At 63.3% G+C, this 12,895-nt stretch carries 6 protein-coding genes; 2 read left to right on the top strand and 4 right to left on the bottom strand.

Features of this window, described 5'->3' with window-relative positions; all coding sequences use genetic code 11:
• Window positions 1–46 precede the first annotated feature (46 nt).
• On the top strand, window positions 47–2,362 hold the full coding sequence (locus ACXR0M_RS03730) for a TonB-dependent receptor (protein WP_458830033.1): 2,316 nt from the start codon (window positions 47–49) through the stop codon (window positions 2,360–2,362).
• Between the two features lie 234 nt (window positions 2,363–2,596).
• Window positions 2,597–5,125, top strand: a complete 2,529-nt coding sequence (locus tag ACXR0M_RS03725; protein WP_458830031.1) for a PepSY domain-containing protein — start codon at window positions 2,597–2,599, stop codon at window positions 5,123–5,125.
• 128 nt (window positions 5,126–5,253) lie between these two features.
• On the opposite strand, the gene ACXR0M_RS03720 is transcribed toward ACXR0M_RS03725, so the two are convergent.
• The 4 genes from ACXR0M_RS03720 to ptsP form a co-directional block, all read right to left on the bottom strand.
• Window positions 5,254–6,795: an alkaline phosphatase D family protein gene (locus ACXR0M_RS03720; protein WP_458830029.1), complete on the bottom strand. Its 1,542-nt coding sequence runs from the start codon at window positions 6,793–6,795 to the stop codon at window positions 5,254–5,256.
• 303 nt (window positions 6,796–7,098) lie between these two features.
• Window positions 7,099–8,832, bottom strand: a complete 1,734-nt coding sequence (locus ACXR0M_RS03715) for a PTS fructose-like transporter subunit IIB (protein ID WP_458830027.1) — start codon at window positions 8,830–8,832, stop codon at window positions 7,099–7,101.
• Between the two features lie 11 nt (window positions 8,833–8,843).
• Window positions 8,844–9,785 (bottom strand): 1-phosphofructokinase, encoded by a 942-nt coding sequence (gene pfkB / locus ACXR0M_RS03710; RefSeq protein WP_458830026.1) that lies wholly within the window; start codon window positions 9,783–9,785, stop codon window positions 8,844–8,846.
• Window positions 9,785–12,646: a phosphoenolpyruvate--protein phosphotransferase gene (gene ptsP / locus ACXR0M_RS03705; RefSeq protein WP_458830024.1), complete on the bottom strand. Its 2,862-nt coding sequence runs from the start codon at window positions 12,644–12,646 to the stop codon at window positions 9,785–9,787. The genes pfkB and ptsP overlap by 1 nt, the downstream gene beginning before the upstream one ends.
• Between the last annotated feature and the right edge of the window lie 249 nt (window positions 12,647–12,895).

The following is a 12,895-nucleotide window of genomic DNA, read 5'->3' as shown; positions in this document are numbered from 1 at the left end:
TTACCCTATATTCCGCGACCTCAAATCCTTGGGGAGGGGAATAAAAATGTCACGCCAACACGCACAATTGCCGGTCAGTTCACCACGTTTGCTCGCCTCGGCCATCGGCGTCGCTATCACTGCCGGCTCCGCCGGGCACATGGTCTTCGCTGCAGAAAAGACCGAGAGCAAAACCTCCGGCAATGCCATCGCCCTGGACGCCACCGCCATCACTGGCGAAGCACAGGACTCGACGTCCTACCAGGTCGAAAAAGCCTCCTCGCCCAAGTACACCGCCCCGCTCGTCGACACGCCGCGCTCGGTGACCGTGATCCCGCAACAAGTACTCAAAGACACCGGCGCCCTGAACATGCAGGACGCGCTGCGTACCGTGCCGGGCATCACCTTCGGCGCCGGTGAAGGCGGCAACCCGCAGGGCGATCGCCCGTTCATCCGTGGTTTCGACGCTCAGGGCGACACCTACCTCGACGGCGTACGTGACACCGGTTCGCAGAGCCGCGAAATCTTCGCCGTGGAAAACATCGAAGTCAGCAAAGGCCCGAACTCGGCCATCGGTGGTCGCGGTGCGGCGGGCGGCAGCATCAACCTGGTGAGCAAGAAAGCGCACCTGGGCGATTCGTTCGACGGCGGCTTCACCTGGGGCTCCGACCAGACCCAGCGCTACACGATGGATGGCAACTACCAGTTCAGCGACACCGCTGCCGGGCGCCTGAACCTGATGAGCCACGAAAGCAACGTCGCCGGCCGCGACAAGGTCGATTACGACCGCTGGGGTATAGCGCCGTCGCTGGCGTTCGGCCTGGGCACCGACACCCGCGTCAACCTCGACTACTACCATCTGGAAAGCAACGACACCCCGGACTCGGGCATTCCCTACACCATTCCGGCCGCAGGTTCGGCGGCACGTACCAAATCCAACCCGGACAAGCCGTACGCCGGTGGCGATCACAGCAACTTCTATGGTCTGGATCGCGACTTCCGCAAGGGCCGCACCGACACCGCGACCTTCGCCATCGAGCATGACCTGAGCGACTCGCTGACCATCAAGAACACCCTGCGCCACGGCACCAGCATGCAGGATTACATCCTGACCCAGCCGGACGACAGCAAGGGCAACGTCAACAATGGCAGCGTCTGGCGCCGGGCCAACACTCGCGTGAGCAACACCGAGACCACCACCAACCAGACGGACCTGTTCGGCAACTTCTACGTCGCCGGTTTCAAGAACAGCTTCTCCACCGGCGTCGAATACACCCGTGAGGAAAGCCAGAAGTCCTCGTACAACGTCAACACCGACACCACGCCACGCACCAGTGCCGTGACCACCAACTGCAATCCGGGACTGATCGGCGCCGCCAGCGGCTACAACTGCACCTCGCTGTCGAACCCTAATCCGAATGATCCGTGGAACGGCGCGATCTCGCGTAACTACGCCGGCACCGACACCGAGTCCGACACCTACGCCCTGTACGTGTTCGACACCCTGGAACTGTCCCAGCAGTGGCTGGTGAACATGGGCCTGCGTTACGACCATTTCGAAACCGGCTACAACACCTACAACAACGCTGGCCGCACCACCTCCAAAGGCGCTGACACCAGCGAGTTCGTCACCGGCCAGTTCGGCGTGGTCTACAAACCGGCGGAGAACGGCAGCATCTATGCGTCTTACGCAACCTCCGCAACGCCACCGGGCAATACTCTGGGTGAAGGTCAGGAAGGCAATCCGCTGGGTGGCACCCCGGATCGCAACGGCAACCTGCTCAAGAGTGACATGGAGCCGGAAACCACCAAGAACTACGAAATCGGCACCAAGTGGGATCTGCTGAACGATCGCCTGTCGCTGACCGCGGACGTGTTCCGCACCGAGAAAGAAAACGCGCGGGTTCAAGTCGATACCACCTCGTACGAAAACGCCGGCAAGACCCGCGTGCAAGGTATCGAACTGTCGGCCAGCGGCAAGATCACCGACAAGTGGCAAGTGTTCGCCGGGTACGCATTCATGGACAGCGAACAGGTAGACGGCGGCCCGATGGGCAAGGCCAACGACGGCAACGAACTGCCGAACACGCCGAAAAACAGCGCCAGCCTGTGGACCACTTATCAGGTCACGCCGAAGCTGACCATCGGTGGCGGCGCGTTCTATGTCGACGACGTCTACGGCAGCGTGGCCAACACCACCATGGTCGACTCCTACGTGCGTTACGACGCCATGGCCGCGTACAAGCTGAGCAAGAACGTCGACCTGCAACTCAACGTGCAGAACCTGACCAACGAAACCTATTACGACAAAGCCTTCTCGACCCACTTCGCCAACCAGGCGGCGGGCCGGACGGCGCTGTTGAGTACCAACTTCCACTTCTAAACACTGTGGAACCTGTGGGAGCGGGCTTGCTCGCGAAAGCGGGGGGGCAGTCAGCCTTCATGTCACTGACAGATCGCGTTCGCGAGCAAGCCCGCTCCCACAGGTGAGGTGATCATCAGGCGAGGCCCCGTTCATTCAGTTGGCGGGGCTTTTGCGCGTAATAAAGAACGCTTCTCGATAAGCCACGGCATAATGCGCGCCGTGAAAACAATTTCCGAACGGACGGCGAGCGACGTGTTGAAGAAGACCCTGTTCCAGTTGCACTGGTTTTTTGGCATCACTGCCGGCCTGGTGCTGGCCCTGATGGGCATTACCGGTGCCGCCTATTCGTTTCAGGACGAAATCCTGCGGGCGCTGAATCCATCGGTGTTGCAGGTGGAAAAACAGGTGGCCGGCGTCCTGCCTCCGGTCGAACTGGTGGAACACATCGAAGCGACGTCTGGCAAGAAAGTCGCGATGCTCTGGGTCGAGACCGACAGCGGCAACGCCGCACGCGTCTACTTCACTCCGCCCAAAGGCGAACGCCGGGGCGAGATGCGTTATTTCAATCCGTACACCGGCACGTTCATGGGCGACGCCGTGGGTCAGGACTTCTTCGGCCTGATGCTGCAACTGCACCGCTTCCTCGCCATGGGCGACACCGGGCGCAACATCACTGGCGCGTGCACGTTGATCCTGTTGTTCTTCTGTCTCTCCGGGTTGTACCTGCGCTGGCCGCGCCAGTGGCACAGCTGGCGCGTGTGGCTGACCCTCGACTGGAAGAAAAAGGGCCGCAGCTTCAATTGGGACCTGCACTCGGTAGCCGGCACCTGGTGCCTGCTGGTGTATCTGCTGCTGGCGTTGACCGGGCTGTCCTGGTCATACGAGTGGTACAACAAAGGCCTGACCAAGTTGCTGTCCGACGCGCCGCAAAACGAGCGCGTGCGCGGTGGTCGCGGCCCGGCACCGCAAGGTCCGGCACCGACCGCCGACTACGCAGCGATGTGGAGCAGCATCTACAGCGCCGCCGGTCCGGGCCTGTCCGCCTACAACATCCGCATGCCGGCCGTGGCCGGGCAACCGGCGACCGTGTTCTATCTGCTCGACAGCTCGCCGCATGAGCGCGCACTCAACCAGATCACCCTCGACCCGGCGACCGGCGTGGTCAAACGTGTCGACCGCTACGCCGACAAGAGCTTCAAGGCGCAACTGCTGACCAGTATTTACGCGCTGCATGTCGGCAGCTATTTCGGCCTCGTCGGGCGGATCATCGTCACCCTCGCGGCGGTGTGCATGCCGCTGTTTTTCATCACCGGCTGGTTGCTGTACCTCGACCGTCGCCGCAAGAAAAAACAGATCCGGGACGCGCGCAAAGGCCTCGAACAACCGGCCGGCAACGGTGCCGGATGGTTGATCGGTTTTGCCAGCCAGAGCGGTTTTGCCGAGCAGCTGGCGTGGCAGACCGCCGGCCAGTTGCAGGCCGCCGGGTTGCCGGTGAAGGTCCAGCCGCTGGCCGATCTCAGCACGCAGGATCTGCGTGAATCGAACAACGCGCTGTTCGTGGTCAGCACCTTCGGCGACGGTGACGCCCCGGACAGCGCGCGCGGTTTCGAACGCAAAGTGCTGCGCAACGCTGCGAGTCTCGATGGCCTGAACTACGCCGTGCTCGGCTTGGGTGACCGCCAATATGCGCACTTCTGTGGCTTCGCCCGACGCCTGCATCAATGGCTCAGCGAACACGGCGGCAAGACCCTGTTCGCCCCGGTCGAAGTCGACAGCGGCGACCCGTACGCCCTGCGGCACTGGCAGACCCAACTCGGTCTGCTCACCGGGCAAGCACCAGTCGACACCTGGCAAGCGCCGAGCTACGAAAACTGGACGCTTTTGCGCCGAGAACTGATGAACCCTGACAGCAGCGGTTCCCCGGTGTACCTCTTGGGCTTGAGCGCACCGAGCACCAGCAGTTGGCTGGCAGGTGATCTGGTGGAAGTGCTGCCGCGCAACAGTGCGTGGGCGGTCGAGCATTTCCTTGATGGCCTCGGCATTCGTGGTGAAACCCGGGTGAAGGTCAGCGGTCTCGAAGAGCCGCTGGATGTCGCCCTCGCCTCACGCCAACTGCCCGAACACCGCGCACATCTGGTCGGCCTGCACGCGCAAGCGCTGGTCGATTCGCTAGTGCCGTTGGCCATGCGCGAATACTCGATTGCATCGATTGCCGCTGACGGTGTGCTGGAGCTGATCGTGCGTCAAGAGCAACACAGCGATGGCAGCCTCGGCATTGCTTCCGGCTGGCTGACCGAGCATGCGCCGGTCGGCGCCAGCATCAGTATGCGCGTGCGCCGCAACAGTGGTTTCCATCTGCCGAATGCGCCGGTGCCAATGATTCTGCTGGGCAACGGCACCGGTCTTGCCGGATTGCGCAGCCTGCTCAAGGCGCGCATCGCTGACGGTCAGCAGCGCCAGTGGCTGCTGTTTGGCGAGCGTAATCGCGAACACGATTTCCTCTGCCGCGCGGAGCTCGAAGAGTGGTTGATCAATGGCGATCTGGCGCGTCTGGACCTGGCGTTTTCCCGGGATCAGGCGCAGAAGATCTACGTGCAGGATCGCCTGCGCGAATCCGCTGACGAGCTGAAGAAATGGCTGGCCGACGGCGCGGTGATCTACATCTGCGGCAGCCTTCAGGGCATGGCCGCTGGCGTGGACCAGGCACTCAACGACATCCTCGGTGCTGCCGAAGTCGAACGCCTGATCGAACAGGGCCGCTACCGCCGCGACGTCTATTGACAACACCCCATCCCCCTTGTGGGAGCGGGCTTGCTCGCGAAAGCGTCGCTTCAGTCGATATCTGCTTCACTGACATACCGCATTCGCGAGCAAGCCCGCTCCCACAAGGAAATGCAGTGCCGGTTAGATCAAACCGGCTGCAGTTTCTGTTCGAAAACTGCCACCCCATTCAAATCGCGCAACACCACGCTCATCTCCCCGCTTTGCCCTTCAATATTCACCTCACCAAAAAACTGAAACCCGGCAAAAGGCGAAGCGTTCTGCGTGGGCGGTGCTTTCTGGAACACCACTTCCGGGCCAAAGGTCTTGTCCAGCGGATTGGGGCCGAAACTCCCGGCATTCAGCGGCCCGGCGACAAACTCCCAGAACGGTTCAAAATCCTGAAATGCCGCGCGGTCCGGGTGGTAGTGATGTGCCGCGCAGTAATGCACGTCCGCCGTCAGAAACACGAAATTGCGCACCTGCTGTGCGCGCAGGAAACCCAGCAGCTCGGCGACTTCCAGTTCGCGTCCCTGCGCCGGGCCGGGATCGCCGTTGGCCACCGCCTCCCAGCGCGCCACGCCCGGGCTGACTTCACCGTCCGGTACACCGAGGCCGATCGGCATGTCGGCGGCGATCACCTTCCACTGCGATTTGGAGTGCTTCAACCCACGCTTGAGCCAGTCCAGTTGCTCACGGCCGAGGAACGGCTTGGCTGCGCCGAGGTTGTCGTCGTTGGCGCCGCGATAGCTGCGCATGTCGAGCACGAACACGTCGAGCATCGGCCCATAACCGAGCTTGCGATAAATCCGCCCGCCACCGTCGGCCGCCTGCAAACGCATCGGCGAATATTCCAGCCAGGCCTTGCGCGCACGGCCGACCAGGGTGTGGATATCTTTTTCCTGATAACGCTCGTCGAGCTGCTTGCCCGGCGACCAGTTGTTGACCACTTCGTGATCGTCCCACTGCCAGATCTGCGGCACTTCGGCGTTGAAGCGGCGGATGTTTTCGTCCATCAGGTTGTAGCGGTAATTGCCGCGGTAGTCGTCGAGGGTCTGGGCGACTTTGCTCTTGGCTTCGGTGGTCAGGTTGCGCCAGATGCGCCCGCCCTCGGTGGTCAGTTGCGCCGGCACCGGGCCGTCGGCGTAGATGGTGTCGCCGCTGTGGATAAAGAAGTCCGGCAGGCGCAGGCGCATGGATTCGTAGATGCGCATGCCACCGATGTCCGGGTTGATGCCGAAGCCTTGGCCGACGGTGTCGCCACTCCAGACGAAGCGGATGTTGCGCCGCGCCTTCGGTGCACTGCGCAGGTGGCCGAGCCACGGTTCGCTGGCGACGCCGGTTTGCGCGTCCTTGAAATATACCCGATAGAAAATCGCCTGATCGGTGGGCAGCCCGGTCAGCTCGACGCGGGCGGTGAAGTCGGTGCGCGCATCGGCGAGTGGCGAAACCACACGGCGCGGGTGGCGAAACTGGCTGCGGGTGTCCCACTCGACCACCATCCGCGCCGGACGGTCGCTGCGGCTCCAGATCATCGCGCGGTCGCCCTGCAGATCGCCGGACTGTACGCCGTCAGTCAGTTGCGGCCGGTCCTTGACCGACGCAATCACCGCCGGCGCCAGCCCCGGCATCAGCAGCCCGGCGCCCACCACTTGCATGACCCGCCGCCGCCCCGGATTGAAATCGCTCATGCTGTTCTCCCTGGAAAAAGGAAAACTTAAGCATGGCTTCATGAATTGGGGATGACAAAGATCCCTGTGGGAGCGGGCTTGCCCGCGATGGCGGTGAGTCAGCCAGCCTCAACGTCACTGACAGATTGCAATCGCTGGCAAGCCAGCTCCCACAGGGTAAGTGGTTGAACAAAATCTTAAGAACAACCCGAAACCTTGTAGGAGTGAGCCTGCTCGCGATAGCGGTGTGTCAGGCAACATCAATGTCTCTGACAGATTGCTATCGCGAGCAGGCTCACTCCTACAGGGGATTTGCGTTGTCGGTCAGGCCTGGGCAGGTTCCATTGCCAAGTCAGCGCTTTCCGGGCGTTTGAGCGTTGCGTACACAACCGCCGTCAGCAAACTCCCCGCGACAATCGCCAGCAGATACAACAGCGCATGGTTGATCGCATTCGGGATCGCCAGCACAAACAGACCGCCGTGTGGCGCCATCAGTTTGCAGCCGAAATACATCGACAGCGCGCCGGTCAGCGCACCGCCGGCGATGCTGGCCGGGATCACCCGCAGCGGGTCTTTGGCGGCGAACGGAATCGCCCCTTCGGAGATAAAGCACAGCCCCAGCACGAACGCTGCTTTGCCGGCCTCGCGCTCGGTCTGGGCGAACTTGCGCCGAGCGATGAAAGTGGCAATACCCAGCCCGATTGGCGGCACCATACCGGCAGCCATGGTCGCGGCCATCGGTGCATAACTCTGCGAGGCCAACAGCCCCACCGAGAACGCATACGCCGCCTTGTTGATCGGCCCACCGAGGTCGATGCACATCATGCCGCCGAGCAGCACACCGAGCAGGATTGCGTTGGTGGTGCCCATGCTGTCAAGGAACTGCGTGAGCGCCGCGAGCATGCCGGCGACCGGTTTGCCGACCACGTAAATCATCACCAGACCGGTGATCAGGCTGGCGAACAGCGGGATGATCAGAATCGGTTTCAGCGCGTCGAGACTTTGCGGCAACTTCACATAACGGGCGATCGCCTTGGCCGCATAACCGGCGATGAAACCAGCGACGATGCCGCCGATAAACCCGGCGCCCAAAGTGCTCGCCAGCAAGCCGCCGATCATCCCCGGCGCGAGGCCCGGACGGTCGGCGATCGAATAGGCGATGTAACCGGCGAGCAGCGGCACCATCAGCTTGAACGCAGTCTCGCCACCGATCTGCATCAGCGCCGCAGCGAGCGTGCCAGGTTCCTTGAACGCGGTGATGCCGAAGACGAACGACAAGGCGATCATCAAACCACCGGCCACCACCATCGGCAGCATGAACGACACGCCGGTCAGCAGGTGTTTGTAGACCCCGGTTTTCTCTTGCTTGATCGGTGCCGAGCCGTCGCCCGCAGCGCTCTCGACCTGAGCCTCCGCCAGGGCTTTTTTCAGCGTCGCTTCGGACTGCTTCAAGGCAATCCCGGTGCCGCAGCGATAGATCTTCTTGCCGGCAAAACGCTCGGTGGCGACTTCGATATCGGCGGCCAGCAACACCACGTCGGCCTCGGCAATCGCCGCCGCACTGAGCGGGGTTTTCGCGCCGACCGAGCCTTGGGTTTCGACCTGCAGCTCGTAGCCCAGACGCTTGGCAGTTTGCTGCAAGGCTTCTGCGGCCATGAAGGTGTGGGCGACGCCGGTCGGGCACGCAGTGATCGCAACAATGCGCGGCGCACGTTGCGCAGCAGCCACCGGCGCCGCTTCGCTGGCGACGTACACTTCAGCCTCTTCAGCGCCGCGACGCAGCACCGCTTCGACATCCTGCAGCGCTTGCGCCGGGGCAATGCGGAACACGCGTTTGCCGACGAAACGGGTCATGTCGATGTCGCCGGTGACCACCAGCAACACCCACTCCGCCGCTTCAATGGTGGCGGCGGACAATTCACGTTCCGGGTGCGCGGCATCGACCACTTCAACGCTGGTGCTCCAGCCCTGACGCTGGGCTGCCGCGTCAAGCAGACGGGCGCACAGCACACTGGTGACCATGCCGTTCGGGCAGGCCGTGACAATGGCTAATTTCATGACAAACCCTCTTATTGTTCTGTCAGGGGACGCACGCGTACGCCCTGTTCGAGCTGCGCCAGTTGCGCCGCATCGTTGATGCCGAAACCGATCTGCGTCACCGCCATCGCGGCAATCGCCGTGGCGCTGCGCAAGGTCTGCTCGGGCGTCTCGGCGCTGAGCAGACCGTGGAGCATGCCGGCCAGCAGCGAGTCACCGGCCCCCACCGTACTGGCGACCGTGACCTTCGGCGGCGAGGCATGCAGCGCCGAGCCGACGCTGAACCAGTTCACGCCGTCGGCGCCATGGGAGATCACCACGTGCTCGATGCCCTTGGCATGCAGGCACGCTGCAGCCTGGGCTTCAGCGGCCTGCGCGACCACATCGCAATCGAGCGCGTCGGCGAGTTCTTCGGTGTTCGGCTTGATCAGCCACGGGCGCGCTTCAAGGGCGGCGCGCAAGGCTTCACCGCTGCTGTCGAGGGCGACTTTCAGACCGAGTGCGCTCAGGCGTTCGATCAGCTCGCGCAACCATTGCGCGCTGACGCCACGCGGCAGACTGCCGGCCACCACCACCGCATCGTGACCCGGCGCAATCTGCACCAGGCGCTCAAGCAACGCCTGCTGCGCCGCTGCGTCGACCACCGGTCCCGGGCCGTTGATGTCAGTGATGCGCCCGTCGTGTTCGGCGACCTTGATGTTGCTGCGCGTCTCTCCCGGCACGCGAATGAACGCGTCGACAAAACCGCGCTTGGCGAACAGGGTTTCGAAAGCTTGCAGATTGTCGGCGCCGAGAAAGCCGCTGACCGTCAGTTGATGCCCGAGGTCCGCCAGCACCTGCGCGACGTTGACGCCCTTGCCGGCGGCATGGGTGTGCATCGCGTCGCTGCGATTGACCTGACCGGCCTCCAGCCGCGGCAGCTCGACCGTGAGGTCCAGCGCCGGGTTGAGGGTCAGGGTGAGAATCTTGGCCATTACAGGGCCTCCACTAATGCGCGCACTTCATTCGCGCTGCCCACGCTGAGGGCTTGTTGAGCAAGGGTTTGCGCCTGGGTCAGGCTGAGTTCGCGGATGCGCGCCTTGACCTCGGCGATGCTGCGCCCGGACACGCTCAGCTCATCGACGCCGAGGCCGACCAGCACCGGCACCGCCAGCGGATCCGCCGCCAGTTCGCCGCACACGCCAACCCATTTGCCATGGGCATGCGCCGCGCGCACGGTGATGTCGATCAGTTGCAGCACCGCCGGGTGCAGGCCATCGGCCTGGGCCGAGAGCGTCGGATGACCACGGTCGATGGCCAGGGTGTACTGCGTCAGGTCGTTGGTGCCGACGCTGAAGAAATCGACTTCTTTGGCCAGCACTGGCGCCAGCAACGCGGCGGACGGTACTTCGATCATGATCCCCAGTTGCAGATCGGCGACCGGAATTTCCAGGCGCAGACGCTCGGTCATGTCGCGGGCCTGACGCCACTCTTCGACGCTGCCGACCATCGGGAACATGATGCGCAACGGGCGGTTGTCCGCCGAACGCAGCAAGGCGCGCAGTTGCGCTTCCATGATCTGCGGACGCTGCAACGTCAGGCGAATGCCGCGCACGCCGAGGAACGGGTTTTCTTCCTTGGCGATCGGCCAATACGGCAACGGTTTGTCGCCACCGACGTCCAGAGTACGCACCACCAACGGCCGCCCGCCAAGGCCGTCGAGTACGCGACGGTATTCGGCTTCCTGAGTGGCTTCGTCCGGCGCTTGCGGGTGGGCCATGAAAATCAGTTCGGTGCGCAGCAGACCAATGCCTTCGGCGCCCTGCTCCACCGCAGCGCTGACGCCCGCGCTTTCACCGATGTTGGCGAACACTTCCACGGCGTGACCGTCAGTGGTGTGCGCCGGTTGATGGCGTTGTTCGGCGGCAGCCTTGAGGCGTTGCTCGCGGGTGTCACGTTCTTCGGCGGCGCGCTGCAGGGTCGCGGCATCGGCGTCGACGTGCAGACGCCCGCGCTGGCCGTCGAGCAGCAACGGCGTGCCCGGCTCCAGCAGCAACACCCCGGCGCCGGCACCGACCAGCGCGGGAATGCCGAGCGCGCGAGCGACGATGGCACTGTGCGCGGTGGCGCCGCCGCGCGCGGTGAGAATCCCCGCTACCCGCGCCGGATCAAGACGCGCCACGTCCGATGGACCGACTTCGTCCATCACCAGAATGTACGGTTGCTCCGGCTCGTTCGCGGTTTGCACGCCGCACAGTTGCGCCAGCACCCGGCGACCGATGTCACGCAGGTCCGCTGCACGCTCGGCGAGCAAGGCATCCTGCAAGGATTCCTGTTGTTTGGCCGCGGCTTCAATCACCGCCATCCACGCCGCCTCGGCGCTTTCGCCTTGCTTGAGGCGCGTGTCGACTTCGTCGGTCAGCTCCGGGTCGTCGAGCATTTCCTGGTGGGTGATGAAAATCTCGCGAATCGCTTTGGCCTTGCTGCGTTCGATCAGGCCCTGAATGTCCCGGCGTACGTCGTCCAGTGCTTGCTTGAGACGCTCGCGCTCGATAGCGGCGGACTCACCGCGCAACGGGTAATCGATGGCTTGCTGCACCTGAATGTGCGCCGGGCCGATGGCGATACCCGGTGCGGCAGGGATCGCCTGCAACTGCGCGCCGGACGCCGGGGCGAGCAGCACTTCAGCGATATCGGCGACGACTTCACGCTGCTGACTGACGGCCGGCAGCGGTTCAACTTCTTCACCGAGGCCTTCTTCGATAGCGGCCAACAGTGCCGGCAAGGCATCGGCGGCGATGCTTGGCTCGGCGATCAACTCGAGTACCTGACCGCGACGGGCACCGAGGCTGAGCAGCTTGCTCAGGCTCTTCACCGACACGGCGCTGTCCTGGCTGTCGACAATGCGCACACGGATTTCGCCGTCGAAGCTCTTCGCCAGTTGCGCAAGGATTTTCGCCGGACGTGCATGCAAGCCGTGGGCGTTGGCCAGCGCAATTCGCGCGCTCGGCCAGTCGGCCGGCAGCTCGCCGCCGAGCACTTCAAGGACTTTGCGGGTGCTGGTGGCGCGGCCCAGTTCATGGCCGCGGCCTTCGATCAGCAACGCGCACAGGCGCTCAAGCAACGCCTGATGCGCCTCGCCCAGGCTGGCCAGACAGAACAGCCCACTGAGCGGCTGGCCGAGGTAACGCATCGGTTTGTCCGGGGTGACGAACGCCAGGCCCGGACGCTTCACGGTCTGTTCGCTGTGCAGCCACCACAGGCCATCGCCCAGCGGCAGCGCTTCGACTTGCTGCAATACGCCGGCAAAGCCGTTGCTGACACAATCGGCCTGGCGCAGCAGACGCGCGCCCCGCCAGACCAGTTCTTCGAAATCGTCGGCCGACACCCCGAGGCCGATCATCTGCGCATCCAGCGCCAGTTCCTGCGGCGCACCCTGCAGCAGTTTCAGCAGCGCTTCCGGGGAACTGGCGCGACGCAGGGCCTGGCCCAGATCGGTCTCGCCGAGGGCGCGGGTCAGCAGTTGCAGCAGGCGCAAATGTTCGTCGGATTTGGCGGCAATGCCGATCGCCAGATAAACGATCTGCCCATCGCCCCAATCCACGCCCTCGGGAAACTGCATCAGGCGCACGCCGGTGGCGAATACCTGATCGCGGGTTTCCGGGGTGCCGTGGGGAATGGCAATACCTTGACCGAGAAAGGTCGAGCCCTGGGCTTCCCGGGCCTGCAAACCGGCGAGGTAGCCATCGGCAACCAGACCATCGGCGACCAGGTGATTGGCGAGCAATTGCAGGGCGGCGGGTTTATCCACAGCCGATTGGCCCATGGATATCTGCTCTATAGTGAGCTCGAGCATGCGATCTCCTTTTTGGCGCCTGATGACGCCAGGTATTGTTTTGGATTGTTTGCAGCTTAGGCGCTGGCGGCGATCCTTTTCAGGGGCAGTTTTGGCGGTTTCACGGCAGAACCGGCCAAAGGCGTCTAAAACGTAGAAAATACGCTTGCTGAAACGTTTAATCTAGATTGATCGGCACGTTACTCGATAATGTCTCATCCTTGAAGTCCAACTTGTCGGATGCGCTGCGACAATAGTCGCCTGCCCTTA

It is taken from the genome of Pseudomonas sp. Eth.TT006, assembly GCF_054456575.1.
This window is presented reverse-complemented; position numbering and strand designations above follow the sequence as displayed.

Bases quoted from the DNA above. Each gene is read 5' to 3' on its own strand.
- ACXR0M_RS03715 (WP_458830027.1), bottom strand. From the start codon at position 8,832: ATGAAATTAGCCATTGTCACGGCCTGCCCGAACGGCATGGTCACCAGT.
- ACXR0M_RS03720 (WP_458830029.1), bottom strand. From the start codon at position 6,795: ATGAGCGATTTCAATCCGGGGCGGCGGCGGGTCATGCAAGTGGTGGGC.
- ptsP (WP_458830024.1), bottom strand. From the start codon at position 12,646: ATGCTCGAGCTCACTATAGAGCAGATATCCATGGGCCAATCGGCTGTG.
- pfkB (WP_458830026.1), bottom strand. From the start codon at position 9,785: ATGGCCAAGATTCTCACCCTGACCCTCAACCCGGCGCTGGACCTCACG.
- ACXR0M_RS03730 (WP_458830033.1), top strand. From the start codon at position 47: ATGTCACGCCAACACGCACAATTGCCGGTCAGTTCACCACGTTTGCTC.